The organism is Bacillus sp. CHD6a, from assembly GCF_001293645.1.
GTDB lineage: Bacteria > Bacillota > Bacilli > Bacillales > Bacillaceae_I > Sutcliffiella_A.
Genome location: NZ_LBMD01000001.1, coordinates 406,529 through 431,497, shown reverse-complemented (window position 1 = coordinate 431,497; position 24,969 = coordinate 406,529). Strand labels below are relative to the sequence as shown.

Genomic DNA, 24,969 nt, shown 5'->3' with positions numbered 1-24,969 from the left:
AATTACTCCTAAAAAGGAGTGATGGTGTTGAAAGACCAAACGAAAGAAAAAACACTGCTTGAGAGAAACAAGAAAGACAAGGCTTTTAAGAAGAATGACAAGGACCAAAAAAACAGGGATCAACTTGTCATGCCGATAGATGAGCTTCCACTTGATGATATAAAATATGAAGAAGCAGAAGAACGCGACAAAAAAGGTTCTAAAGGGCGTTCTTCAAGTAAAGGAATATAAAGATAACATGTATACACCATAGATGAATAAACTTTAGAAATTGGGCATAGAATACTCCTATCAATACTGTTTGGAGGGATTTCTATGCCTATGCATGTGAATGACTTTATGAGAATCTCCAAAGCATTGGAAAGTAGCTATCAGCGTCTTGCAAGTGAAAATATGCTAGATAATCATGAATGTGTAGAACGAATGAACGCTGCACGTGATGAATATACAAAAGCAATGCTGTATGCCACCCTGCTTGATGATGAGATTATCCATATTACTAAGAACTAAGAGAAACCTCCTAATTGGAGGTTTTTTATTTGGAGTTAGGCTCTGTGAAGCGGGAAACAAGAGGATGCGTCATTTTTTGAAGAGCTTAAAGACCTCCTAGAAAAGGAAATTCATCTAGCGAATAAAGACTACTAATGTCTTACTTGACAAGTACCCCCTGACTAGTAGATAATGTCTAGATGCAAACTTTTTCTCGGAGGTACATAGAATGAATAATCGTCTGCCATTTACAATGAACAAAGGAGATGCTTTTTTTGATCGCCTGAACGAATGGATTGGGGATGTTTTTTACGACATCCTACCCGAAGCTGGATTCGAATTGCGTGATGAACAAATTTTTATGGCTTTCCAACTGGAGAGAGCGTTTAAAGAGAAAAAGGTCATATTCTCCGAAGCCGGTGTAGGAACTGGAAAGACGATGGTGTACCTTTTATACGCAATTTGTTATGCGAGATATATGGGGAAGCCAGCTATCATAACCTGTGCCGATGAATCGTTGATTGAGCAGCTTGTTAAAAAAGAAGGGGACATAGCTAAACTATCAAAAGTCCTAGACATTACAATGGACGTTCGTCTAGCAAAATCTCCAGAACAATACTTGTGCTTGAATAAATTAGATTATGCTGTTAATAAATATGATAACGACAACATAGATGAAGTGTATGATGCACTTCCAAGCTTTGTGACGAAACCTGCTGCGATGCAGTCTTTTCATCCATATGGAGATCGTAAAGATTACTCTAATCTTAATGACGAGGAATGGGATTTGGTGGGATGGGACTCGTTCCAGGACTGTTTCAGTTGTGAAAAACGACATCGTTGTGGACAAACTCTATCCCGCGATCATTACAGAAAATCGACAGACTTGATTATCTGTTCCCATGATTTTTACATGGAACATGTTTGGACATTTGAAAAAAGAAAAAGAGAAGGGCAGCTTCCTCTATTGCCAGAAGCATCAAGTGTCGTTTTTGATGAAGGTCATTTGTTGGAGTTTGCTGCCCAAAAGGCATTAACGTACAAAATAAAAAACCAGCAGGTGGAAGAAATTCTTACCCGCTTATTAGGAAACGATTTAAGAGAAGAATTTGCTTACTTGGTTGAGGATTCTCTACAGGCAAATGACCTGTTTTTTGAAATATTGGAAGAAAGTCTGATAAGCATAGAGGGCTCCGACCGAAAAGATATCACGATGGATACACGCCTTGTGAGAAGTGCCAAAGATCTCCTTGCAAAAATAGAAGAGATAGGCAATCAGCTTGTTTTTGAAGGGGAACTCCACACAGTAGATCACTATCAACTGCACATAGTGGAGGAGTACTTGGACTCTATTGAATTTTTACTAAAACTGCTTCTATCAAAAGAAGATGTGATAGCCTGGGCTGAACATGCAAGTAAAGACCTGACACTTGTTGTGATGCCTAAAACTGTTGAAGAAGTATTAAAGGAAAATGTCTTTTCTAAACGCATTCCTTTCATTTTCTCTTCTGCAACGTTATCAGACAGTGAGAACTTTAGTTATCTTGCCTCTTCTTTGGGTATTGGTGACTATTTATCCTTTTCCATTAATTCTCCCTTTGATTATGACGAAAACATGAAACTTTCATTAACAATCGAAGAGGATTTTTATAGGAAGTTCAACCAGACGAAGAAATCCATTGAAAAACATGGTGGAAGAACGCTTGTCTTGTTTTCTACCAAAGAGGAATTAATAAGGTTTAAAGCGGAAAATGCCAACAACTTCGACTATCCATTCCTTTATGAAGGAGAAAAGGAAATCAGTGTCTTGGTTTCTGAATTCCAGAATGAAGAAAGGGCTGTACTTTGTGCGTATCATCTATGGGAAGGGTTGGATATCCCAGGACCTTCGTTGTCTAATGTTGTTATTTGGTCCTTGCCATTTCCACCCAATGATCCAGTCTTTGCTGCCAAGCGAAAAGGGCTTGAAGATCCATATATGCAACTTGATGTTCCGTATATGCTGCTTCGACTTCGTCAAGGTATGGGCCGACTTATCCGTACAACTGATGATAGAGGAGAAATTACTGTTTATCTTCCAGCTGGATTGCCGGAAGCTGTACTGGCAAAAATTGAAGGTGTCTTACCGACCAGCCCAGTAACCCAATAATTTTCAAACACCAAAAGCACCGAAGCTTAATTCGGTGCTTTTTCCAATCTCCCCAAAACCAGTTGCCAACTAGTGAGAAAATTGTGTATTCTTAACAGGAGCTTTATTATAAATTTGAGGGAGCACTATTAATATTTCAGAGTAACCAGCGGTTATCAGTCGCTCTATAACAAAATGGGGGAGATACATATGATAGAAATCAGCAAAGTAAAAGAACAATACGCAAATCATATTAACAAAATGGATAGTTATAACGAAGCACTATCTCTTATTTTCTGGGATCTAAGAACAGGTGCTCCAAAAAAAGGAGTAGATCGTCGATCAGACGTCATCGGAATCCTGTCCTCAGAAGTATTTAATATGTCAACATCAGAAGAAATGGCAAGCTATTTAACACAACTTTTAAACGAAGAAGTTTTCAACGAACTCGATGACATTACAAAAGCCTCACTATTAGAAAGCAAAAAGAACTACGACCGCAACAAGAAAGTACCGGCAAAAGAGTACCAAGAATATGTAGTCTTATCGACAAAGGCTGAGTCAGTTTGGGAAGAAGCAAAAGAAAAATCGGATTTCTCTCTCTTGCAACCGTACCTGGAAAAATTGGTCGGGTTCAACAAAAAGTTCATTGAATACTGGGGCTATGAAGGTAACAAATATAATACATTGTTAGATATGTACGAACCGGGTATTACTGTGGATAAATTGGATGAGGTGTTTGCTAAGCTAAAAGAAAGGATTGTTCCACTCGTTCAAAATATTGCAGATTCCTTTGTCTCTCCTAGGGCTAATGAATTATTGGTACCTTTTCCAAAAGATAAACAACGCGACTTTAGCTTAGAAATATTAAAAGAACTTTCGTATGATTTCAACGCAGGCAGATTAGATGAGACTGTTCATCCATTTGCAATTGGGCTGAACCCGGGTGATGTTCGAGTTACAACTAAATATGATGAAGAGGATTTCCGAACGGCAGTTTTTGGAACCATACATGAATGTGGGCACGCACTATATGAGCAAAACATTTCCAAAGATCTTCAAGGTACCGGGTTATGCACAGGAACATCTATGGGGATCCACGAATCTCAATCTTTATTTTATGAGAACTTTGTAGGCCGTCATGAAAACTTCTGGAAGCGTCATTATGAGAGTCTTCAACGCTATGCAGGCGGCAAGTTTGATGAAATCAGCCTGGAGGAATTCTATCTTGCTATCAACGAATCCAAGCCGTCACTAATAAGAATTGAAGCAGACGAATTAACGTACTCTTTGCACATTATGATACGTTATGAATTGGAAAAAGCACTATTCAATGATGAATTGGAAGTAAAAGATCTTCCTCAGGCTTGGAATGAAAAGTACCAAAGCTATCTGGGCATAACTCCTCCAAATGATGCCAAAGGTGTATTACAAGATGTACACTGGTCTGGTGGAAGCTTTGGATATTTCCCTTCCTATGCTTTGGGATATATGTATGCCGCACAATTTAAACAAGCAATGTTAAAAGATTTGCCAAATTATGATGAGCTCTTAGCAAATGGAAACTTAGAACCGGTGAAAGAATGGTTAACGGATAAAGTACATCAACATGGTAAATTGAAGAAACCATTAGAAATTCTCAAAGATGTAACAGGTGAAGAGTTGAATGCAGACCACCTCATTGAGTATTTGGAAGATAAGTATAGTAAAATTTATCAATTAACTTAATTAATGGGGAAGGGACCAGGGGAGTATCTCTGGTCCTTTAATTTATGGGTAAACAAAATAACCCGCCATAAAGGAGGGTTCAGTGGTTAGGAAGCTTCTTCTAATTCCATAATAATTTGCATGTGCATGGTATCTTCCAAATAAACAGGAGTATGTAGGCGGTGCAGTAAATGAAACTCTTTTTGCTGTTCGCTTAATACATCAGGTGGAGTGATATCCATATTGATGCCACTACCCGCCACTTTCGAAGATAAGGTCCCTGCAATCATATTTCCAAGTTCTCCTGTGAAAGATTGTAGCATTTCACCTTCTAGCTGCATGCCAAACATCATTTCTGCGATGTGCTGAAAAGCATGTCGGTCTCCTTGAATAATTAACTGACCACGAATATCGCCCGTTAACATGATGAGCACACCGTACGAAACGTTTGTAAGATTTTCTGTATATAATCGAGGTTGATCAAAGGTAAACTCAATCGGAATAACCGTCTTAAACGAGTCTAAAGTCCTGTCAAAAACTTGCGTCAAGTTCTCTGGAAGGGACATTTGGCACCTCCTCTGTTTCTTTTTGAATAGTACAAATTTATCATACCACACTTCTCTTTCTATTTTTCAACAAGTTTCAACAATTTCACGGTTGATAAAGGGTTTTTTGTTGAAGAATAAACATAAATACAGTAGGATGTAGTACCTAAAGAGTTTATAGGAGGAACATCATGTTAGATCTACGTTTAGAATTTACAGCGAAAGATGAGTCATCCGTAATATTACGGCCGGTAGAAGAATCGGATGCAGGAGATATCGTGACAGCAGTGGAGAGTATTATTGCTGCGGGTCAGTACATACAAAAGGATGTCCCTCGAACATGTGAGGAAGAAAAACTTTTCATTCGTGACATGAAGAAAAAGGAGAACATGTATATTGGAGTAGAACGTAATGGAAAGGTAATAGGGATAGCCCGCGTTATTCGGGGGGAAATTCAAATGAAGCGTCATACTGGGTTGTTTAGGACTTGGTTAGCTGAGGAAGCACAAGGACTCGGCATAGGAAAAAAAATTATGGATTACACTGATATGTGGTGTGAACAGCATATCAGAAAACTTTCTTTAACGGTTTTCTCATCCAATCAGGTTGCCTATCATCTCTATAAAAAATATGGTTTTCATGAAGAAGGAAATCAAAAAGAACAAGCCTTTATTAATGGGGAATATGTTGATGAGATTTGGATGGCAAAGTTCTACAAAAAATGATTTCCATTTATTTATAGTGATAATTTTTGCGGCATTCGTTATAATAAAACTGCACAACACAACAACTCCTTTAAAACGAGATGTACCTTCCCAATATCAAACTTGGGAAGGTTTTTTCTGTTTCTATTCTCTTTGTATTTCCTCTCAGTGACTCTCTTATCTGTATAAATATATAAATATTGGAAAAGTTAACAGTACCAAATCGGATGAGGTGCACTAAATATGCCAAAGATATTGTCTGTTGGAACGTCCATTCCCAAATATCCAATCTACCAAGATACAGTTGTCGAGTTTGCAAAAGAACTATTTGAAGAATCGTTCAGAGATATCAATCGCCTACTTACTGTCTTTCAAAATGGCCAAATAGAAAAACGGCATTTTACTAGGGACGTTGAATGGTTCAAACAGCCGCATACTTTTCAGGAAAAAAACGATATATACATAAAAGAGGCAGTCGCTTATGGAGCAGAAGCAATCAATGCATGCTTACACAATTCTGCGACACTCTCACAATCTATAGATTATCAAGATATTGAAGCTATTTTTTATATTTCTACAACAGGCATGTCCACCCCAAGTATTGAAGCTAGAATTATGAATATTTTACCGTTTTCTCCATATACAAAGCGAATTCCAATTTGGGGACTAGGATGTGCTGGTGGCGCTGCGGGGCTATCACGAGCATATGAATATTGCTTAGCCTTTCCACATGCCAAAGTGCTCGTATTGTGTGTGGAACTTTGCAGTCTCACTTTTCAAAAGAATGATCGTTCCAAAAGTAATCTAGTTGGAACTTCTCTTTTCGCAGACGGCATTGCCTGTGTGTTGATGGTCGGCGATGAAGTTCAGGTTGAAAGTAGTAAATCTTACCCTAAAGTGTTAGGAAGCCAGTCTACGTTAATGGAAAATTCAGAAGATGTGATGGGGTGGGAAATCAAAAACGAAGGACTTTATGTAGTATTTTCTAGGGATATCCCTGTTATCATCACAAATTGGCTAGCGCCAAATGTTGAACGGTTCCTTGATAGCCACCAAGTAAAACTACAGGAACTTGACCATTTGGTCTTACATCCTGGTGGAAAAAAAGTGTTAGAGGCATATCAAGAGTGTTTGGGGTTAGAACCAGAAAAGCTGAATACATCATTACAAGTGCTAAAGGAATATGGCAATATGTCTTCAGCCACTGTCTTGTATGTCTTAAAAGAAATCATGGAAAAGAATCCGAAAAAAGGCGAAAAAGGGATTGCCGCTGCACTAGGACCGGGTTTCAGTTCTGAAATGCTATTATTGGAATGGGAGTGAGGAATTATGATCTTTGCGTTGTTTTTTGCATTTATTGTCACACAAAGAGTGGTGGAACTAGGTATTGCTAAAAGAAATGAAAATTGGATCAAATCAATGGGGGCTATAGAATATGGGAAAGAGCATTATAAATACATGGTCAGTCTGCATGTTGTTTTTTTAACAAGTTTTCTAATAGAGGTCACCCTATTGGAACGAACGTTAAGTCCTTTTTGGCCGGCTATACTCAGTTTGTTTATCATGACTCAAACCCTTCGAGTATGGTCCATCCAGTCATTGGGGAAGTTTTGGAACACGAGAGTATTAATACTACCCGATGCATCCATTGTGAAAACAGGCCCGTACAAATTTCTACGTCATCCTAACTACACCATCGTGGTATTAGAGATTCTTCTGATCCCATTAATGTTCCATGCATTTTACACAGCCATAGTTTTTACTGTGTTAAATGCGTGGATGTTAAGTGTAAGAATTCCACTTGAAGAGAAGGCTTTGTCAGAACTGACTTCTAATTATTCTACTTATATGGAAGATCGAAATAGGTTTTCTCCAACTTTTCAAAAAGAAACTGATTGAACTCATTGTCAATTAGCTTTTAAGCTGATATGATTATGATAATAATTATCACTATCAACGAGGGGGACATACCAACATGACATGGTTGTTGATTGGTACTACTGTGGTAGCGTATTCCGTATTGATGAAAGTTGTATTAAAACATACATGCGAGCCTAGACCGGTTAAGTAATACATAACAGGGCCTTCTACAACCATTCTTGTAGAAGGCCCTGTTTTTTTACATTGCATATTCTGTAATATGCACATGTTTTCATAAAAAAATATTAATAATTATGGCTTCTTAAGTGGGAAAATCCTGCAATATCAAGTAAAATAGACGTAAGAAGCGGAGAAATGATACACACAACTAAGGGGACAGAAGAAATGGGAACAAACAATCCAAAACAGCAACTACAACAGAAAGAACAGGAGACAAGTCAGCTCCAAGCAAAACTGCAGTTAATTTTAGAAAAGCTAGACAATCATGGCGATCTTAAAAGTGCCAGAAAAGTGGCAGAACTATTACATAAACATACTACAAAAGAATTAAGTATTGCGTTTTGCGGACATTTTTCAGCAGGCAAGTCGTCTTTTATCAATGAAATATTAGAGGAGGCAATTCTGCCAGCAAGTCCGATACCAACTTCCGCCAATGTTGTCCAGATAAGAAGTGGGGAAGAACTTGCACATGTTCATTTCTTTGAAGGGGAATCACTGGAGATCCTTCCACCTGTCTCGTTTGAGCATGTAAAGGCATATTGCAAAGACGGTGACCAGGTAGAATCTGTTGATTACCAATTTCCTTTTGAAAAACTTCCTTCAGACATGGTCATATTAGATACTCCTGGAGTAGATTCGACTGACGATGCGCATCGCATTTCTACAGAATCAGCCTTGCATTTGGCAGATGTCATTTTCTACGTGATGGACTATAATCATGTTCAGTCTGAGGTAAACCTTAAGTTTATTAAGGATCTTCAGGACAAAGAAAAAAAGATTTATTTGATTGTTAACCAAATTGATAAGCATCGAGAGGAAGAAATTCCGTTTTCCACATACAACGAAAGAATAATGGAATCCTTTGGAGATTGGGGAATTATACCTACAAGCATCTATTTTACGAGCCTGAAAGATACCAATCACTCTTTAAATGACCTTCCAATAGTGAAAGAAACAATCCAAATATTAAGACAAGACAAACTGGAAATCCTGCCAAAAACGATTGAGCGAGCGCTCATTCAAGTAATGGAAGAACATAAAGATTGGCAAATGGACCAAAAGGCAGAGGAAATAGAGATTCTTGAACAAACCATTCGTTCTATAGAAGACCTACCAAAAGATGTATCCGAAAGATTAAACGAAAGAAAAAATAAACTTTCTATCATCCAGTCAGAAAGTGCCGAATTAAAAGAAGACCTTATTAATCAGACAAAACGGATCTTAGAAAATGCAAATATCACACCATTTGAGATGAGGGAGCTAGCTGAGCGTTATCTAGAATCACAACAAAAAGGATTCAAAGTAGGAATGCTGTTTTCTGGGAAAAAAACACAAGAAGAGCGGGAGCAAAGAAGTGCCGCGTTTCGAAGCGATTTGGAAGATCGTGTGAAAACACAGGTGGAAAAATTCATTCATGAACATATTTTTTCCTTCTTAAAAGAGCAAAACTTTTATTCTCCTTCCATTTTTGAAAAAGTCCAGGAGCTTACGGTTCCCTTGACAGAAGAGTTTGTATTCGGCCATGTGAAACCTGGTGCTGGGTATACAGGAAACGCTGTTTTGCACTACACAAAAGACTTAGCGCATTCCATAAAATTAGATTACCAAAAACAAGTACAAAGATTCATGGAAGGGTACTTTGAAAAAATTGATACCCAAATGCAAGAAAACACGAAAGAATTAAAGGTGGAAGTGGATAGGCTTGAGGCTGTTCACCATGCCCAAGAAGCGATTACACAGTTGCATATAAAACTTGAACAAGAATACGAACAATTAAACAATATCTTGATTTCAACTGCCACTCTAACCGAACAAAGCAAGAGGGATAACCTGATTACCAAATACTTAAACCGTTCCTATAAAAAAGTGCGAGGAGATGAATTGCCTTCCTCGTTAAGGAAGCAAAAAAGTGCTATCCAAACACAAGGAATCAGTTCAACTGCTAAAAACCATAATGACCCGGAAATAGTAGTGAAAGGACTTATCGAAACATCCACTTCGTTAAAGGAAATAAGTGGTTTCGGTACAATTGTTGATGACCTGAAAAAAAGGGCAGGAAAAATAGAAACCCAAACCTTTACGGTAGCATTATTCGGTGCGTTCAGTGCAGGGAAGTCATCCCTTGCAAATGCTTTGTTTGGTGAAAAGGTGCTCCCTGTTTCCCCAAACCCAACAACTGCTTCTATTAACAAGATTTCTCCTGTTACAAAGGTTAATCCACATGGATCGGTTAATGTACAGATGAAAACAGTGGTACAACTGCTTCAGGATGTTCAACAAGCCTTGCAACTATTCAATACCGATGTAAGGAATCTTGAAGAAGCTGTTCCGACGATTAAGAGTATCATCACAAATAATGAGCACCTAGAACTGGATGCAAATAAGAAGACTCATCTTCATTTCCTTAAGGCCTTTTTAACTGGTTGGGAGGAAATGAAGACGAAATTGGGAACGCTTCAGCAGGTGTCACTTAATGAATTTGAAGCATATGTCGCCAAGGAAGAGAAATCCTGTTTTGTGGAATGGATCGAAGTATTCTATGATTGCCCATTTACAAGACAGGGTCTGACACTGGTGGATACACCTGGAGCGGATTCTATTAATGCAAGACATACCGATGTTTCTTTTGATTATATTAAGAATGCGGATGCCATTTTGTTTGTCACCTATTATCAACACGCTTTTTCTAAAGCAGACCGTGAGTTCTTGATCCAATTAGGCAGGGTAAAAGATGCGTTTGCGATGGATAAGATGTTCTTTCTTGTAAATGCAGCTGATCTTGCTAATAATGAGGAAGAACTTGAACTGGTATGTGACTATGTAAGGGATCAATTGAATGCTTATGGAATTCGTCATCCACGATTATATCCTGTTTCAAGTCTTCTTGCTCTGAAGGAAAAAGAAAACCGTCCGTTCGAACATACATTTTTAAAAAGTTCTTTGATGAATGATTTTGAGCAGGCGTTCAATGATTTTATTCAATCTGATTTAGTGGAAATGAGTCTTCATGCAGCCCAATCTGATCTAAACAAAGCAGTGGACTTATTTGAACATTTTGTCCAACAGGCTAAGCTTGGATCTGAGGAAAAAGAGAGATTGCAACTTTTATATGCTAGTAACAAAATGAACCTGGAAGCTCAAATTATAGGATACGAAACGGTCAGTTTCTATACGCTTCTTGAGCAAGAAATAAACGAACTTGTGTATTACATTAAGCAACGAACATTATTACGTTTTTCTGATTTTTTCAAAGAAAGTTTCAATCCTGCAGTGATCAGGGAGGACGGACGTAATATCAAGGCTCAGCTTATCAATTGCCTTCACGAGCTTGTTACGGATATTTCTCACAATCTTTCCCAAGAAGTTAGAGCAACTACCGTGCGAACAGAGAACTTTATTCGCAAAACATTAGAGTCCTGGCAAAAGGAATTAGAATCCGAAGCACAGCAGCTAGAAGCTCAGCTTTCCTTACGTGTGTTGGAAGCAGAAGGTTACACCACGTTTAAAGTGAATAGTTCGTTTCCTTCCATTTCTCCAAAGTTAGAAAAACAAACATTAGGCTATTACCGAAACTCGAAAGCTTTTTTCGAGAAAAACGAAAAGCAGAAAATGGCCTTGTTTTTGGAAGAGCAGCTGTCACCTTTAATGGATTCATACTTAAAAGAAAGTGCGCAGAAACTAACAGACCATTACAAAAATGAAATGCAGATTTCTCTAGAAGAGGTCAAGAAGTATATACTAAGACAACTTGAGGATTATTTTGGAGGAATGCAGGCAGCACTTGAACAAGAACAGGACATTCCGCAGTTGGAAGAAGTGCTAGCGCGAATAAAAAAGCATAAAAAGTAAGGAGGAAAAATAGGTGAACCATATAAAGGAAATACTCACGAATATTGAACTACATCATAATGTGAAAATCCTTTATGCCTGTGAAGCCGGTAGCAGGGCATATGGCTTTGCAACCGAAAGCAGTGATTATGATATCAGGTTCATCTATATTGCCCCCATAAAAGTGTATCTTTCCTTGATGAAGAAGGAAGATACCATTACAAACCAGGATGACAAATATGATGTACAGGGGTGGGATTTAAGGAAGGCTTTATTTTTGGCTGGGAAATCCAACCCTTCCCTATATGAATGGATGTTATCTCCAATTGTATACAGAAAGTTAGATCCTGCCATGCTTTCATTGAAAAACGTCGTTTTAACTGACTACTCAAAAAAAGTGCTTGGCTATCATTATTGGATGATGATTAAAAATAACCTGCAAGCTTGGAACAAAAAAAATGAAATTTCTTACCTTGTTCATGCCGTCCGGGCAACTTTAATGTTAGAACAGGTTCTTCACTTTGAAAATGAACCTGTTACAATTAACTTTCAAGACCTAACAGAGAAAAGCAATATATTTACCAATGAAGAGTTATCGTTTTTGTTTAGCTTAAAGACGGGAGAGAAAGTAGCCGAACCTCCACTTATTTCTCAACTTCTTGCTAAGGTGAGTCATTTTATCACTACTTCTGAAACGTCTATAACTCATTTACATGAAGGGAAGATGCATCTTCATGTGTTAGAGGAGATGCTATTCCAACAGCTGGGAATAGAGGGTGAGCGTGATCAAACCAGTTAATCGATTTCAGGCATGTGCTACCTGCAAGCATTATCAAGTGCTTAAGATAGATGCCCGTACCGTTTACCGTTGCAGGAGACTTGGTTTTGACACAAAGCCAAATTACAAATTTGATTGTTGGCAACCGAAAGAAAACATAATACAATTGATGAAAAAAGAACAGATAAATTGGAGGAACGACCATGAGCGTACATCAAGCGATAAGTGAACATTCTAGAAAACAGAATCAAGTAGTGATGAATTTTTTACAACTAGAACAACAAAGAGAAGCATACATTGAAGAGGCAATCGTACTTTGCCGTAACAACAAACCATTTTCAACCGAAAAAATTAATGAAGTAACAAAAAGAATAAACGAACTCGCACGGAAAGGGATTGCACCTCAGAGACAACTGGTAACCAAAGAAATGGTAGAAGAGTTTGTTTCTCGAAGTCACTAATATGCGGAGGAGAGAGCATGAAACATATTGTTTCAGTGAATTGGGTGAAGGAGCACTTAAACGACCTCACAGTCATTGATTGTCGCTTCCATCTTGCAGCACCTGATAAAGGACGGATAGAATATCAAGAAAGTCATATCCCAGGTGCACACTATATGGATTTGAACAAAGATCTATCTAGTGCAGTAAATACACATGGAGGCAGACATCCTTTGCCTGATTTTAAGGAACTTCATCATAAACTTCAAAACATCGGAGTTCATGATGAGGGTAAAATACTGCTTTATGATGATCAAAACGGCGCGATGGCCTCAAGGCTGTGGTTTTTGTTAAAGATTTTAGGACATGAGCATGTTCACATAATGGATAGAGGCTATCGTGAATGGCTGAAACAAGGGTGTCCTGTAACAGGAGAAGTGCCTAAACGAGAAAAACATGGCACTTTTACATTTAAGGTGAAAGAAGAAGATTTTGTCATACATATGGAAGAGGTTAAATCCCAGTTGACTTCTTTTCAAAGCGGAGAAACTTACCTTCTGGATGCAAGAGAGTCAAACCGTTATAGTGGAATAGAAGAGCCAATTGATAAGGTTGCCGGTCATATTCCCGGCGCTCTGAATTTTTTCTGGATGGAGAATATGGAAAATGGAAAGTGGAAAAAGACGGAAGCATTGCAAGAAAGATTTTCCCAGTTGGATCCTTCGAGAGAAATTGTAGTCTACTGCGGTTCTGGTGTTACAGCATGCCCCACATTATTAGCACTTAAAGAAGCTGGCTATGAAAAAGTTAAGCTGTATGTCGGCAGCTGGAGCGACTGGATAAGTTACACAAACAACCCAATATCTAAATTAAAGAACTAAATTTACCCTCACTGAATTGGTGCTCTCTTGAGCAAACTATAAGAGATCCACCATATGAAGGAGGAGATTAGAATGGGACGTACGAAAAAAGGAAATGCAAATGCACAGCGCAACAATAACGCTAAACAAAAAGGAAACATGGATACAGAGTTTGCTTCCTATGCGGAATACGAAGCAGCAAAAATGACAAATAAGAAAAACCAGTAAGTTTTATGCCATCCTCCTTTTTTGGGTGATGGCTTCGATTTCTACAACGCTGCTCAAAGTCGCTTTTTTGACTTTGGGCAGTTTTTTTATTAATTCACCGTTTATTTGAACATTTGCTCTTCCATGAATGCCTGTCCTCCAACTCTAAAATATGCTATAATCAGAATCGGAATAGAGAGGAAGTGTTCTTTTGAAAAAAGTATTATTGATAGATGGAATGGCTTTATTATTCCGTTCATTTTATGCAACCAGTGTTTATAATCGCTTCATGTATACATCCAACGGAGTCCCAACGAATGCAATTCAGGGATTTGTTAAACATATGATTACGTCAATGGAAACGTTCGAGCCAACCCATGTAGTCTGCTGCTGGGACATGGGAAGCAAGACATTCCGCACAGAAATGTTTGATGACTATAAAGCAAACAGACCTGCACCTCCACAAGAATTGATCCCACAATTTGACCTTGTAAAAGAAGTGGTAGAGGCATTTGATATCCCAAATATTGGACTTGCAGGATTTGAAGCAGATGACTGCTTAGGAACCCTTGCAGAACTTTACCGTGAAGAAGCAGAGGTCATTATCCTAACGGGTGACCAAGACGTTCTTCAGCTGATTAAACCAAATATTAAAGTAGCATTGCTAATGAAAGGTTATGGCAACTACGAAGTGTTAGATGAGAATGGGTTCTATGAGAAAAAGGGACTAACACCGCAACAACTGATTGATCTTAAAGCAATAATGGGGGACAGCAGTGATAATTACCCTGGAGTTAAAGGTGTAGGGGAAAAAACCGCTACAAAGCTGTTGATGGAATATCAGACAGTCGATGGGATCTTAGAAAATCTGTCTGCTCTTACCAAAAGTCAACGTCAGAAATTTGAAGACAGCTTGGATTTATTGCATCTCTCTAGAGAACTTGCAACAATTAAGTGTGATGTACCAGTTACCTGTGAATTAAATGATGCCACTATCACAATTGACCGCGGCAAAGTCGCTAGTAAATTTGATGAGTTGGAATTTAGTAATTTACATGGATTTATTGATAAAGTTTGTTAAGAGAAGATGAACAAGTCATCTTCTCTTTTTTATCGTTTCGTATTGTCTTTTTTCGCCTTATTTTCAAGCGTGGAATGTACTTCTTGGGCAAACTCCGTATCTTGGCCGTAACCTTGAGGGTTTACACCAGGAGCTTTCTTGCCTCTGTTTGCAGAATTATTCTTACCCATGCTTCTCACCTCCTTTCTTAGTTTTCCTTTTCCAGCTGAAAATTATGTTGCATTGGGTCGTTCGAAATGACTCAAACTACAGATGAGGTGATTAGTTTGAATCGACCACTAAAAATTGCTTTGAGTGCTATCACATTGGCACAATTCCTAAAAATTCCGATAAAATTCCTTAGAACAGGCAAATGGGAGTGGAATACCTTCTTTGAAACGGGAGGAATGCCAAGCTCACATTCTGCAGGAGTATCAGCGTTAGCCACCATCATTGCAATGAAAAGGGGTTTTAGAACAATAGATTTCGCGCTTTCTGCCATATTTGGTCTGATTGTTATGTATGATGCACAGGGAGTTAGAAGACAAACAGGTGAAATAACTCTTGCGGTAAATGATCTTGCTGAAAAATTGGATAGACTGGAAGGAAAACCTGACAAGAATGTCCATGACAAATTAGAAAAACGATTAAAAGAACGTTTGGGGCATCAACCGGAAGAAGTAGTTGGAGGAGCTATATTCGGTATTATTCTAGCTTTTATAGGGATGCGCTTGTTTCCAAAAAAGAAAAAATTGGAACTTTGGGACAAACTTTAATGGGCAAACGACAAATTTTGCGGTAAAATTGAAAAAGGGGACGTACAAAAGGATGGATAAATTTGAACAAATCATGGAGTACAGAAGATTACCTTCAACAACTTACCGCAAAAGGTTTTAAATTCGGAGAAGATTCTCTCGGTTTTATAGAATTTGGCAAGCACTATACAGATAGCTCGGACTATTTGGTCAACATAGCTATCGAAATTACCCTAAAAGCACAAAAGCAGTTTGACGGCAGTTTTTTCGTCTCGTTTTTGGAAATGATTAAACACGAACAGATTCATTCTAAACATGCAGCGTTTGAATTAGCTAAGGCGAAACAGATCATCTAAAAGACTTTCCTGATTAGACGGGGAAGTTTTTTTGTTGTTAGGAGTGATACATAAAGATGATTTTATGTGCTCGAAGCAGGTTGGTAGGGGGATATCGAGGGGTTTTATATGCATGAAGGAGTAAGGGCAAAAATGCCGGAAGCTGCGGGGAAAAAGGGTGAAAGGTAAAATGGAGGGGATCTATATGCCCGAAGCAGCGAGAGAAAATGGAAAACGGTAATAGAGAGTCGTTCTCACCTCCCGAACTAGCCAGAAAAAATGCAAAACGGTAGAAGAGAGTCGTTCTCTCTTCCCGAATTATCCATAGAAAATGCAAAACGGTAGTAGAGAGTCGTTCTCTCCTCCCGAATTATCCATAGAAAATGCAAAACGGTAGTAGAGAGTCGTTCTCTCCTCCCGAACAAGCCAGAAAAAATGCAAAACGGTAGTAGAAAGTCGTTCTCACCTCCCGAACTAGTCAGGAAAAAAGGAAAACGGTAGAAGAGAGTGGTTCTCTCCTCCCGAACTTGCTCAGAAAAAAGGAAAACGGTAGAAGAGAGTGGTTCTCACCTCCCGAACTTGCCAAGAAAAATGCAAAACGGTAGAAGAGAGTGGTTCTCTCCTCCCGAACTAGCCAGAAAAAATGCAAAACGGTAGAAGAGAGTCGCTTTCTCCTCCCGAACTGGCCAGGAAAAATGCAAAACGGTAGAAGAGAGTGGTTCTCTCCTCCCAAACTGGCCAGGAAAAATGCAAAACGGTAGAAGAGAGTGGTTCTCTCCTCCCGAACAAGCCCGAAAAAAAGCAAAACGGTAGAAGAGAGTGGTTCTCACCTCCCGAACTAGCCCGAAAAAATGCAAAACGGTAGAAGAGAGTCGATCTCCTCCCGAACTAGCCAGGAAAAAAGGAAAACGGTAGTAGAGAGCCCGTCTCACCTCCCGAACTAGCCAGAAAAAAAGCAAAACGGTAGTAGAGAGCCCGTCTCACCTCCCGAACTTGCCAAGAAAAATGCAAAACGGTAGTAGAGAGTCGTCCTCTCCTCCCTAACTGACAGTTAAAAATGCAAAACGGTAGAAGAGAGCCCGTCTCTCCTCCCGTACGCCCATGGAGAAACCCAAAAAGGTAATTGAAAAGCGGTTTCTCCTCCAAAACAAAACTCCCATGAAAAAACCAAAAACGGTAGCAGAAAACCCTATCATTTCTTATTAAGCTGAATCGCCTTCCTCGACAACTCGTCGGCCATCTTATTCTCTTTACTCGGGACCCACTTAATGAAAAATAACTCAAGCTGATCGGATAAGCTTAAAGCTTGCTCCAACAACACGCGATACTGCTGTTTTTTGGCAAAACGCTTTTCCATCGCATTCTCCACCGCCTGAGAGTCGGTGCGAAAAGAAACAATTTGATAACCTTGTTTCTTACATATTTTTAATGCTTCAATCAACGCATGAAACTCTGCTTCATGATTTGACATCAATCCGAGCGGAATACTGTATTGTTCTGCACGACCATGGCCTTTTATAAAAATGCCAGCACCAGATGGACCGGGATCCCCTGCGCTTGCCCCGTCAAAATATACTTCAATCATTGCATTCGCCTGCCTATTAAATAAGTGTTACACGAACATATTTCGATATGTCCTGTGATAAGATAAGAATACACAATAATAATAAAGTAATAAAGACAAAATGCCCATGCTTTTTCCGGCCATAGGGCATAAGTAAGAATCACTTAGTAGTAAAGGGGATCTCCAAATCATGAAATTGACCTTAGAATGGCATTACCACACTCCTAAACATATTGAGACCACTTTCAGAAGTGATGAACTTGATATTAGGCTGGCGCTTAGGCTTGCAGAAGATATAGAAAAGACAGGGAGAGTCAAACGTCTTTCTTTTTTTGATGAGGATGGATCAGAATGGACCAAGAAAGAAATAAACAAATGGATTAAGCAGAGTGAAGTAGGGATTTCTGACGTTGTTGCTTACTTTGATGGTGGATATGACGGAGACTCAAAACTGGCGGGAATCGGAAATGTGGTTTATTATAATCAAAATAGAAAAGACTACAGATACAGAATAAATGCAAGGCTTGAAGAATTGGAATCGAACAACGAAGCGGAGTATGCTGCTTTTTATTTTTTGGTTCAACAATTGGAGCATCTTGAAATCCGTGCAATGGAAGTTACTTTTAAGGGCGACTCTCTTGTCGTATTAAATCAACTTTCTGGAGAATGGCCGTGTTATGATGAACTTTTTAACCGATGGCTTGATAAAATAGAAGCGAAGATGAAGGAGCTTAAGATACGGCCAATATATGAACCTGTATCAAGGAAAGATAATACCGAGGCTCATCAGCTGGCCAAACAAGCACTAGAAGGAACGCCAATAGAAAGTAAATTGCAACTGTGAATATATAGGAGTGACAATAAACAATGATGAATCGAAAAAAGATACTTTTGGAAGTTGGTGAAATTTTAGATACTTATTGTACGGAATGCCTGGTGAAGCAGACGTTGCGGAAAGACTATGGCAAGACACATGCTCAAGCATTTTGTATCAACGAATGTACAGTAGGTGCTGAAATCAAGAAATTAGGAGACCAGTTAGTGGAGCGTAAGTAATTCAACGCTTCGCTGACTGGTTTTTTGTCGAACTAAAAAACCGCCCGTTTAGGCGGTTATTTTCGTGCTTCAGAAAGCTGATGTTCGCATTGAGAAAGGGATAACTCACAATTTTGAAGAAAATCTGTATCTAACCCTGTTCCTGCGCTTTTTGCATCGTTAAGTAGAGATCTAGCGTTTGAAATGGCTCTTTCTGCATGATCCATAGCTTCTGGATCCAGACTCATAGTAGCCGACCCCACCATTTTTTCTGCAGATTGGATGGATACCTGAACTTGAGCCAAATCATTATATCCTGTGTGCAATTCCATATTGTTATTATATTGTTGTTTATCCATTATTACAGCCTCCTTCTTAGTTTAGAATAAGTAAAAGAGGCCAAAGATATTCACTAAAACGAAAAAGACCATCATTTAAATGATGGTCTCTCCCTTTACATATATGTTTTACAACTATAGATTAAAGTTTTGAAACGTTAGCAGCTTGTGGTCCGCGGTTTCCTTCAACGATTTCAAAAGAAACTTCTTGGCCTTCTTCTAAGGATTTGAAACCCTCACCAGTAATTGCAGAGAAATGTACGAATACGTCATCTCCACCTTCTACTTCGATAAATCCGAAACCTTTTTCGTTGTTGAACCATTTTACTTTACCGTTTTGCATTGTTCTTTTTCCTCCTAAAAATAGCGCACAATGTGCCGTGAAATAGTATTATCATAACCAATTTCCATCAGAGAAGAAAGCGGTTAAATGACAACTTCAATATACAATATTTCCTCTATTAGAGTCAAGGTTTCAAACTTTGTACCTGTTTTATTTTCCTTTTCCTTTCATATATATAGGGTAAGGAGGGATAAGCTATGCTGCGAACAAAATTTGAAGGTAGGGAAATGATTTTACGTATTAAAACAAATCTTCGTTTATACTCTTTAGATGAGGATACTATCTACAGCAGCTTGGGCAAATCTTTAGATGAGATATATTTTATGGATACATTCGCACTACAAGTTGGTGAATACCTTATTATTGGAGAAACTCAAAACAGTGCCTATCCGTTAATTACCGTCCAGAACATAGTGCCACAAAAAAATATTGTGACCGTGTAACTATACAAACAAATGTTTTGCTTTTATAATTAATGTAGGAAAAGAGAAGGGAAGCCACACTCTTTTCCTACATTTATTTTTATAGAGTGGAGTGGAAGATGTAGTGAAATTAATAATCGCCGAAAAGCCAGATCAAGGATTAAAGCTTGCTGCTCCATTTTCCTACAAGAAAAAGGATGGCTATGTAGAGATTCCCCCCCAACCTATGTTCCCTAAAGGTGCCTTACTTACATGGGCTGTTGGACATCTTTGTGAACTATTGTCTCCGGAAGAATACGATAAGGCGTGGAAGCGCTGGTCCCTGCAAACTCTCCCAATCATACCCGAAAAATTCCAACACAAAGTAACCAAATCCAAATGGAAGCAATTCCAAACCGTCAAAAAATTAGTTCATCATCCTGAAGTGACAGAAGTTATTATGGCAGGCGATGCAGAGCGGGAGGGAGAGGCGATTATACGCATCATTCTTCTAGTTAGCAATTGTCATAAACCGTTAAAGCGTTTGTGGATTTCCTCTTTGACCCCTAAGGCTGTTCAAAAAGGGTTTGAGAATCTTTTAGAGGAACATGAAACGCGAAATGTGTACTATGAAGCGCTGAGTAGATCTTGTGCAGACTGGCTGGTTGGTATGAATGCTTCGCGAGCTTATACGCTGCTCCTGCAGCAAAAAGGGATATCCGATGTTTTTTCTACCGGGAGAGTTCAAACTCCCACACTTGCCTTAATTGTAAAAAGAGAGATAGAAATTGAAAACTTTGTATCCAAGCCTTTTTGGGAAGTACTCGCCACCTTTAATATGAATGGAAAGAAATATAAAGGTAAATGGCATAAGGAGGAAGAATCAAGGCTGGATGATGCGAACTTAGCCGAAAAGATTGTGCAGTTTTGTAAAGGAAAAGAGGCAAAAATAGAAAACATCGAGAAAGAACGGAAAGAATTTCAACCGCCATTTCTTTTTAACCTATCCTCTCTGCAAGCTACTGCCAACAGTCTCTATAAGTTCTCTCCACAAAAAACATTAGAGGTTGCACAAAAGCTTTATGTTAAAGGAATTATATCCTACCCACGATCTGATTCAAGCTTTGTTACAAAAGAAGAGGCAGGGATGTTTCCTGAAACTTTGCAAAAATTGAGCGGATTTAAAGAATTTAAGGATTATTTTCCACTTCCATTTTCATCTGTCATGAATAATAAAAGGGTAGTAAATGAGAAAAAGGTGACAGATCACTATGCCATCATTCCAACCGAGCAGGTGACGGACCCTTCTAAAATGTCTCCAGATGAAGAGAAAATATATTCACTTATTGTAAAACGGCTCATTGCTGCTCACTACGATAAAGCTATTTTTGACTACACAACGATACATACATTGGTAGATGGACGTGCCACATTTGTCTCCAAAGGAAAAGAAGAAATTCAGGCAGGCTGGCGAACGGTCATTTATGGTAACAAAAAAGAAAAGGAAGCAGATGAAGATGAACAAGACCTCCCATCCCTTGCAAATGGAGAAACTGGACATGTACATGATGTGAAAGTAAAAGAAGGAAAGACCCAGCCTCCTAAACGTTATACAGAAGGTCAACTCATAACAGTGATGAAAACGGCTGGAAAACACCTAGAAGACGGTGAGCTCACTAAAGTCCTTAATAAAACGGAGGGCCTCGGTACAGAAGCGACCCGTGCTGGGATAATCGGTGTGTTAAAAGACAGAAAATATATTGATGTGAAACGAAACCAAGTATTCGCTACTAATAAAGGAAAGCTCCTAATTAGGTCTATTGGATCAAGTATTCTAGCAAGCCCTGAAATGACTGCCAAGTGGGAGCAGCGTTTGCATGAAATAGGTCAAGGAACAGCATCACCAGAAGAATTCATGGAACAGGCAAAAAAGCTGTCGATAAAATTGATAGAGGATGCAAAAAATGAAAGCGGACAATGGTCATTTGAAGGAATGGATATAAGTGAATTCAAATACTCCAAAGGAAAGCGCAGGGGCAGAAGTTCTACAGGTGTCGGCACAAAGGTGGGTACGTGTAAAAAATGCAACGGAGATGTAGTGGACAAGGGATCATTTTACGGATGTTCAAACTACAATTCAAATAAGTGCAATTTCACCATTTCAAAAAAAATACTCGGAAAAACTATCTCTGCTTCCAATGCAAAAAAACTATTAACTGAAGGGAGAACAGCAGAGATTAAGGGGTTCAAAAAAGGAGAAAAGGTATTTAATGCTTCTTTAGAATGGAAAGAAGATAAATTACAATTTGTATTTTAGGTTTCTTAATATCTTTAAGGTCGAGTGTTAGAAGCTCGGCCTTATTTTTTTATGAAACAAAGGGTATAGTATGTACTATTAATAGGATGGGAGGGCTACTTTTGCAGGAGGCTATACGGTTAAAGAACGTTCAGTACAAGACAGATGGTAAACTTATTCTCAAAGGAATTACTGGAGTCATTACAGAAGGAGAAATCACTACCTTTGTCGGACCATCTGGAGCAGGTAAGACAACTTTGTTGAAGATGTTTAACGGTCTTCTGACTCCTACATCGGGTGACATAATAATAGATGGTAAAGAGCTGACTGACTACGAACCAACAGAGCTTCGTAAGCAGATTGGTATTGCCCTTCAGAGTGCTCCAATGGTTGAAGGAGATGTATTCGAAAACCTATCCTTACCTTTGCGGCTCCAAGAACGATCTCTTGATGCGCAAGAGGCAATTAACCTATTAAATGTAGTAGGTCTAGATGACAGCCATTTGCATCAACATGTAAAAGATCTATCAGGTGGACAGAGACAAAAATTGTCGATTGCAAGAACACTTGTTAATCGTCCAAGAGTGTTACTGTTGGATGAAATAACTTCTTCCTTGGATCAAACTTCCCAAAAGGAAATCAATGAATTAATTCAAAGAGTAAGCAAAAAGTATGGCACAACTATTATTTGGATCACACATAATTTAAATCAGGCTTTAACTGTGGGAACCTATACATGGGTCTTAATGGATGGAGAACTATTAGAAGCGGGGAAAAGCAAGGAGATACAAAACTCAACGAACAATCGTGTCCAAGCATTTCTAAAGGGGGAACTGAAATGAACGTCTTTACGCTCGCTATTGCCCTCATTTTTGTCCTAATACCTATCGTACTTTCTAAAACATTTCGTCTTGGACTTGAAAAAGATACGATAGTTGCTGTAATCAGGTCTGTTATACAGCTATTAATCGTCGGTTACCTGTTAACATTTGTGTTTGAGTCGGAAGGATATACTTTTATCATTTTAATGGTACTCGTGATCATTGGGGCAGCCGTTCAAAATGTTGCAAGAAAGAAGACCTCAATTAAAGGGATCACTTGGAAGGTGGCAGTAACATTCATTTTCATTGAAGTATTGACACAAGGAATCTTGATTGGTTTCAATATTATTCCTGCAACTGCACAGTATATTATTCCGATAAGCGGCATGATTATCGGTAACTCTATGGTACTCGGCATTCTTTTTCTTAATAGATTTTTATCCGAGATTGAAGCAAGGGAGGATGAAATCGATCTGATCCTTACCCTTGGCGGGACACCCAAACAGGCCATACATACCCAATTGATGCAGGCAATTAAAGCGAGTATGATTCCAACAATTGAAAGTCAGAAGACGATCGGACTTGTGCAGCTGCCAGGAATGATGAGCGGGCAGATTATCGCTGGAGCCAGTCCTATTCAGGCGGTACAATTTCAACTGCTTATCGTATTCTTATTACTGACGACAGCTTCTGTCACAAGCATCATGCTTGGATTATTGTCTTACCCAACACTGTTTAACAATAGAAAGCAGCTTATCAGATTAAGATAAATAACCATCAAAAAAGCCAACTCATCAATAGTGGCTTTCTCAAAAAAAAGTATAAGCCACAGTTGATTTCCGTTCCAGGCGCTTCGCTTGCCTGCGGGCGTCTTCGCGCCTTCCACTCCAATCACCAAGGTAGCTTCATTCAACTAAAGGTGATGAATTGTTCTCTAAATTAGGTAATTAGGAGCGTCCTCTTTAATGTAATTTCTAGCTTTGTATTGGAGCCAATGACGAAAACTCCTAAGGGAGATGAGTTAAGGTCGATACCCTTCAGGTAAAGTTTATAGTAGAAAATTCTCAAAACAAAAGGGATGACCTGAGTTTAGATCATCCCTTTTTACTTCTTTGTAACTCTAATTCCATTAATTTAGCAATTTCTTTAGAATCATATTGTGATTGTTTTTTCAGTTGTTCGATGACACGTTCTTTTCGTTCGATTGAATGATGTTGGTTTAGTTTCCATTTGCCTTGAAGGTTTTCAACACTTATTCTCAATCCAACAATTCCATTTAACATGCTTTTGACTGTTTCGAGGTTTTCTTCCAATCGCCAAGGTACCTCCAGCTCTTTTTCATAAAAGTCTGTTGCTTCTTTCAAGATATGTAGTAAGGTCTGGTCCTCTTGTATCACTTCTACTTTCCCATGCGCATGTGCACTCACATAATTCCAAGTGGAAACAGAATTATCTTCTTCATACCATGAAGCAGATATATAGGCATGAGGTCCGTTAAATACTATTAGTGCATCTTTTGAGTCCAGTGTTTTCCATTGGGGATTTGCTTTTGCCATATGCGAAAGTAACGTGATGCTGCCGTCCTCTTCAGTAGATAGGATGAATGGTAAATGGGTAGCAGTGGGAACTCCATCATGCTGGGAGAATAATACTCCGAAACTGTTTGCTCGGATAAATTGGATAATTTCGTTTGTTTCTTCTTTTCTAAATTGCTTAGGTACATACATGAGGCAAGCTCCTTTACAGTTTCAATAGAATAGCACTTATTGAAATTATATAGGATTTTCTGGGCGTATGGAGAAAAAAATAAGAGAGCTGCCTAAATGACAGCTCGCAAGAATTATAGTTCCGTTTTATCTTTTTGATCTTTATTTCGCTTATTTCCCTTGCTATTATCCCCGGCAACTTTTTCGCTCCCTGCTGTGAAGCTGCTTGTAGGGCTGTTCTGATTTTGGCTTCCGCCTTTGTTATACTTTTTCGTCATGATTGTTGGCTCCTTCTGTTCGTTTAGAATAACGGTAAGTTATCCAAGTTGTTTGTCGGATCCCCGTCGGGGTTTCCTCTTATATACATTTCGCCGTTTTTACCTTTAAATACATTTGCTCCAAGGACAGTGCCTTGATTTACGTCGTTTACAGCTTCTTGATAGGAGAGAACTCTGCCGCTGGATGTTTTAAAACCTGTGATATCACCATCGCCATTCTTCTGAACTGCTACAAATGTTTCGCTCAAAGT

The 24,969-nt window shown here is 38.8% G+C and carries 29 protein-coding genes; 21 read left to right on the top strand and 8 right to left on the bottom strand.

All coding sequences use genetic code 11. The annotated features are described in order from the left end of the window. Positions 1–27: 27 nt before the first annotated feature. From AAV98_RS02185 to AAV98_RS02170, 4 genes are all read left to right on the top strand, one after another. Positions 28–231: a hypothetical protein gene (locus AAV98_RS02185; protein ID WP_442853669.1), complete on the top strand. Its 204-nt coding sequence runs from the start codon at positions 28–30 to the stop codon at positions 229–231. An 84-nt stretch (positions 232–315) separates the two neighbouring features. Then, on the top strand, positions 316–510 hold the full coding sequence (locus AAV98_RS02180; RefSeq protein ID WP_060663909.1) for a hypothetical protein: 195 nt from the start codon (positions 316–318) through the stop codon (positions 508–510). Positions 511–718: 208 nt separating this feature from the next. Next, the gene (locus AAV98_RS02175; RefSeq protein ID WP_060663908.1) at positions 719–2,638 is read left to right on the top strand and encodes an ATP-dependent DNA helicase; all 1,920 of its coding nucleotides are present in this window, start codon (positions 719–721) and stop codon (positions 2,636–2,638) included. A gap of 189 nt (positions 2,639–2,827) precedes the next feature. After that, positions 2,828–4,345 (top strand): carboxypeptidase M32, encoded by a 1,518-nt coding sequence (locus AAV98_RS02170; RefSeq protein WP_060663907.1) that lies wholly within the window; start codon positions 2,828–2,830, stop codon positions 4,343–4,345. Between the two features lie 86 nt (positions 4,346–4,431). Here the strand turns inward: AAV98_RS02170 and AAV98_RS02165 are convergent, their stop codons facing one another. Next, on the bottom strand, positions 4,432–4,890 hold the full coding sequence (locus AAV98_RS02165; RefSeq protein ID WP_060663906.1) for a chemotaxis protein CheX: 459 nt from the start codon (positions 4,888–4,890) through the stop codon (positions 4,432–4,434). A 170-nt stretch (positions 4,891–5,060) separates the two neighbouring features. Here AAV98_RS02165 and AAV98_RS02160 point away from each other — a divergent pair, with 170 nt between their 5' ends. The 9 genes from AAV98_RS02160 (at position 5,061) to AAV98_RS02125 (ending at position 14,867) form a co-directional block, all read left to right on the top strand. After that, positions 5,061–5,594 (top strand): GNAT family N-acetyltransferase, encoded by a 534-nt coding sequence (locus tag AAV98_RS02160; protein WP_060663905.1) that lies wholly within the window; start codon positions 5,061–5,063, stop codon positions 5,592–5,594. Positions 5,595–5,816: 222 nt separating this feature from the next. Then, positions 5,817–6,896 (top strand): type III polyketide synthase, encoded by a 1,080-nt coding sequence (locus AAV98_RS02155; protein WP_060663904.1) that lies wholly within the window; start codon positions 5,817–5,819, stop codon positions 6,894–6,896. A gap of 6 nt (positions 6,897–6,902) precedes the next feature. Beyond that, the gene (locus AAV98_RS02150; protein ID WP_060663903.1) at positions 6,903–7,472 is read left to right on the top strand and encodes an isoprenylcysteine carboxyl methyltransferase family protein; all 570 of its coding nucleotides are present in this window, start codon (positions 6,903–6,905) and stop codon (positions 7,470–7,472) included. Between the two features lie 336 nt (positions 7,473–7,808). Then, entirely contained in the window at positions 7,809–11,522 is a 3,714-nt protein-coding gene (locus tag AAV98_RS02145; protein WP_082380729.1) for a dynamin family protein, read from the top strand. A 13-nt stretch (positions 11,523–11,535) separates the two neighbouring features. Continuing rightward, on the top strand, positions 11,536–12,300 hold the full coding sequence (locus tag AAV98_RS02140) for a nucleotidyltransferase domain-containing protein (protein ID WP_060663901.1): 765 nt from the start codon (positions 11,536–11,538) through the stop codon (positions 12,298–12,300). Between the two features lie 182 nt (positions 12,301–12,482). Continuing rightward, the gene (locus AAV98_RS02135) at positions 12,483–12,740 is read left to right on the top strand and encodes a YpbS family protein (protein WP_060663900.1); all 258 of its coding nucleotides are present in this window, start codon (positions 12,483–12,485) and stop codon (positions 12,738–12,740) included. Between the two features lie 17 nt (positions 12,741–12,757). Beyond that, the gene (locus AAV98_RS02130) at positions 12,758–13,600 is read left to right on the top strand and encodes a sulfurtransferase (RefSeq protein WP_060663899.1); all 843 of its coding nucleotides are present in this window, start codon (positions 12,758–12,760) and stop codon (positions 13,598–13,600) included. Between the two features lie 72 nt (positions 13,601–13,672). Continuing rightward, complete coding sequence (locus AAV98_RS20775; protein WP_269433424.1) at positions 13,673–13,807, top strand: hypothetical protein; 135 nt, start codon at positions 13,673–13,675, stop codon at positions 13,805–13,807. Positions 13,808–13,997: 190 nt separating this feature from the next. Beyond that, complete coding sequence (locus AAV98_RS02125; protein WP_082380728.1) at positions 13,998–14,867, top strand: 5'-3' exonuclease; 870 nt, start codon at positions 13,998–14,000, stop codon at positions 14,865–14,867. Positions 14,868–14,896: 29 nt separating this feature from the next. On the opposite strand, the gene AAV98_RS02120 is transcribed toward AAV98_RS02125, so the two are convergent. Continuing rightward, the gene (locus tag AAV98_RS02120; protein WP_060663898.1) at positions 14,897–15,037 is read right to left on the bottom strand and encodes a small, acid-soluble spore protein L; all 141 of its coding nucleotides are present in this window, start codon (positions 15,035–15,037) and stop codon (positions 14,897–14,899) included. Between the two features lie 96 nt (positions 15,038–15,133). Here AAV98_RS02120 and AAV98_RS02115 point away from each other — a divergent pair, with 96 nt between their 5' ends. Next, positions 15,134–15,622 carry a divergent PAP2 family protein gene (locus tag AAV98_RS02115; RefSeq protein WP_060663897.1) on the top strand — a complete coding sequence of 163 codons (489 nt, stop codon included), beginning with the start codon at positions 15,134–15,136 and terminating at the stop codon, positions 15,620–15,622. A gap of 62 nt (positions 15,623–15,684) precedes the next feature. Beyond that, a complete protein-coding gene (locus AAV98_RS02110; RefSeq protein ID WP_060663896.1) occupies positions 15,685–15,957 on the top strand; it encodes a DUF6123 family protein in 273 nt (90 codons plus the stop codon). Positions 15,958–17,128: 1,171 nt separating this feature from the next. Here the strand turns inward: AAV98_RS02110 and AAV98_RS02105 are convergent. Continuing rightward, positions 17,129–17,521 (bottom strand): reverse transcriptase-like protein, encoded by a 393-nt coding sequence (locus AAV98_RS02105; protein ID WP_060663895.1) that lies wholly within the window; start codon positions 17,519–17,521, stop codon positions 17,129–17,131. Positions 17,522–17,690: 169 nt separating this feature from the next. Here AAV98_RS02105 and AAV98_RS02100 point away from each other — a divergent pair, with 169 nt between their 5' ends. Together AAV98_RS02100 and AAV98_RS02095 are read left to right on the top strand one after the other, a co-directional pair. Next, a complete protein-coding gene (locus tag AAV98_RS02100) occupies positions 17,691–18,344 on the top strand; it encodes a ribonuclease H family protein (RefSeq protein ID WP_060663894.1) in 654 nt (217 codons plus the stop codon). 23 nt (positions 18,345–18,367) lie between these two features. Then, complete coding sequence (locus AAV98_RS02095; protein WP_442853668.1) at positions 18,368–18,556, top strand: zinc-finger domain-containing protein; 189 nt, start codon at positions 18,368–18,370, stop codon at positions 18,554–18,556. A 56-nt stretch (positions 18,557–18,612) separates the two neighbouring features. On the opposite strand, the gene AAV98_RS02090 is transcribed toward AAV98_RS02095, so the two are convergent. Then, a complete protein-coding gene (locus AAV98_RS02090; RefSeq protein ID WP_060663893.1) occupies positions 18,613–18,894 on the bottom strand; it encodes a DUF2564 family protein in 282 nt (93 codons plus the stop codon). 121 nt (positions 18,895–19,015) lie between these two features. After that, the gene (gene cspD, locus AAV98_RS02085) at positions 19,016–19,216 is read right to left on the bottom strand and encodes a cold-shock protein CspD (protein WP_060663892.1); all 201 of its coding nucleotides are present in this window, start codon (positions 19,214–19,216) and stop codon (positions 19,016–19,018) included. A 197-nt stretch (positions 19,217–19,413) separates the two neighbouring features. On the opposite strand from cspD, the gene AAV98_RS02080 reads away from it, so the two are divergent. The 4 genes from AAV98_RS02080 (at position 19,414) to AAV98_RS02065 (ending at position 23,504) form a co-directional block, all read left to right on the top strand. Further along, on the top strand, positions 19,414–19,659 hold the full coding sequence (locus tag AAV98_RS02080) for a hypothetical protein (protein WP_060663891.1): 246 nt from the start codon (positions 19,414–19,416) through the stop codon (positions 19,657–19,659). Positions 19,660–19,762: 103 nt separating this feature from the next. Beyond that, positions 19,763–21,934, top strand: coding sequence for a DNA topoisomerase III (locus AAV98_RS02075; protein WP_060663890.1), 2,172 nt, complete (start codon positions 19,763–19,765; stop codon positions 21,932–21,934). Positions 21,935–22,035: 101 nt separating this feature from the next. After that, a complete protein-coding gene (locus AAV98_RS02070; RefSeq protein ID WP_231687670.1) occupies positions 22,036–22,755 on the top strand; it encodes an ABC transporter ATP-binding protein in 720 nt (239 codons plus the stop codon). Next, the gene (locus AAV98_RS02065; RefSeq protein ID WP_060663888.1) at positions 22,752–23,504 is read left to right on the top strand and encodes an ABC transporter permease; all 753 of its coding nucleotides are present in this window, start codon (positions 22,752–22,754) and stop codon (positions 23,502–23,504) included. The genes AAV98_RS02070 and AAV98_RS02065 overlap by 4 nt, the downstream gene beginning before the upstream one ends. Before the next feature lie 324 nt (positions 23,505–23,828). Here AAV98_RS02065 and AAV98_RS02060 read toward each other — a convergent pair whose 3' ends face one another. The 3 genes from AAV98_RS02060 to AAV98_RS02055 form a co-directional block, all read right to left on the bottom strand. Beyond that, a complete protein-coding gene (locus AAV98_RS02060) occupies positions 23,829–24,461 on the bottom strand; it encodes an FMN-binding negative transcriptional regulator (RefSeq protein ID WP_060663887.1) in 633 nt (210 codons plus the stop codon). 113 nt (positions 24,462–24,574) lie between these two features. After that, positions 24,575–24,718, bottom strand: a complete 144-nt coding sequence (locus tag AAV98_RS20475; RefSeq protein ID WP_169289944.1) for a hypothetical protein — start codon at positions 24,716–24,718, stop codon at positions 24,575–24,577. 23 nt (positions 24,719–24,741) lie between these two features. Further along, positions 24,742–24,966 (bottom strand): DUF3892 domain-containing protein, encoded by a 225-nt coding sequence (locus AAV98_RS02055; protein WP_060663886.1) that lies wholly within the window; start codon positions 24,964–24,966, stop codon positions 24,742–24,744. Positions 24,967–24,969 lie beyond the last annotated feature (3 nt).

What these genes read in the sequence shown, in the direction of transcription:
- AAV98_RS02180 (WP_060663909.1), top strand. Translation starts at nt 316, where the DNA reads ATGCCTATGCATGTGAATGACTTTATGAGAATCTCCAAAGCATTGGAA.
- AAV98_RS02175 (WP_060663908.1), top strand. Translation starts at nt 719, where the DNA reads ATGAATAATCGTCTGCCATTTACAATGAACAAAGGAGATGCTTTTTTT.
- AAV98_RS02170 (WP_060663907.1), top strand. Translation starts at nt 2,828, where the DNA reads ATGATAGAAATCAGCAAAGTAAAAGAACAATACGCAAATCATATTAAC.
- AAV98_RS02165 (WP_060663906.1), bottom strand. Translation starts at nt 4,890, where the DNA reads ATGTCCCTTCCAGAGAACTTGACGCAAGTTTTTGACAGGACTTTAGAC.
- AAV98_RS02160 (WP_060663905.1), top strand. Translation starts at nt 5,061, where the DNA reads ATGTTAGATCTACGTTTAGAATTTACAGCGAAAGATGAGTCATCCGTA.
- AAV98_RS02155 (WP_060663904.1), top strand. Translation starts at nt 5,817, where the DNA reads ATGCCAAAGATATTGTCTGTTGGAACGTCCATTCCCAAATATCCAATC.
- AAV98_RS02150 (WP_060663903.1), top strand. Translation starts at nt 6,903, where the DNA reads ATGATCTTTGCGTTGTTTTTTGCATTTATTGTCACACAAAGAGTGGTG.
- AAV98_RS02145 (WP_082380729.1), top strand. Translation starts at nt 7,809, where the DNA reads ATGATACACACAACTAAGGGGACAGAAGAAATGGGAACAAACAATCCA.
- AAV98_RS02135 (WP_060663900.1), top strand. Translation starts at nt 12,483, where the DNA reads ATGAGCGTACATCAAGCGATAAGTGAACATTCTAGAAAACAGAATCAA.
- AAV98_RS02130 (WP_060663899.1), top strand. Translation starts at nt 12,758, where the DNA reads ATGAAACATATTGTTTCAGTGAATTGGGTGAAGGAGCACTTAAACGAC.
- AAV98_RS20775 (WP_269433424.1), top strand. Translation starts at nt 13,673, where the DNA reads ATGGGACGTACGAAAAAAGGAAATGCAAATGCACAGCGCAACAATAAC.
- AAV98_RS02120 (WP_060663898.1), bottom strand. Translation starts at nt 15,037, where the DNA reads ATGGGTAAGAATAATTCTGCAAACAGAGGCAAGAAAGCTCCTGGTGTA.
- AAV98_RS02105 (WP_060663895.1), bottom strand. Translation starts at nt 17,521, where the DNA reads ATGATTGAAGTATATTTTGACGGGGCAAGCGCAGGGGATCCCGGTCCA.
- AAV98_RS02100 (WP_060663894.1), top strand. Translation starts at nt 17,691, where the DNA reads ATGAAATTGACCTTAGAATGGCATTACCACACTCCTAAACATATTGAG.
- AAV98_RS02095 (WP_442853668.1), top strand. Translation starts at nt 18,368, where the DNA reads ATGATGAATCGAAAAAAGATACTTTTGGAAGTTGGTGAAATTTTAGAT.
- AAV98_RS02090 (WP_060663893.1), bottom strand. Translation starts at nt 18,894, where the DNA reads ATGGATAAACAACAATATAATAACAATATGGAATTGCACACAGGATAT.
- cspD (WP_060663892.1), bottom strand. Translation starts at nt 19,216, where the DNA reads ATGCAAAACGGTAAAGTAAAATGGTTCAACAACGAAAAAGGTTTCGGA.
- AAV98_RS02080 (WP_060663891.1), top strand. Translation starts at nt 19,414, where the DNA reads ATGCTGCGAACAAAATTTGAAGGTAGGGAAATGATTTTACGTATTAAA.
- AAV98_RS02065 (WP_060663888.1), top strand. Translation starts at nt 22,752, where the DNA reads ATGAACGTCTTTACGCTCGCTATTGCCCTCATTTTTGTCCTAATACCT.
- AAV98_RS02060 (WP_060663887.1), bottom strand. Translation starts at nt 24,461, where the DNA reads ATGTATGTACCTAAGCAATTTAGAAAAGAAGAAACAAACGAAATTATC.
- AAV98_RS20475 (WP_169289944.1), bottom strand. Translation starts at nt 24,718, where the DNA reads ATGACGAAAAAGTATAACAAAGGCGGAAGCCAAAATCAGAACAGCCCT.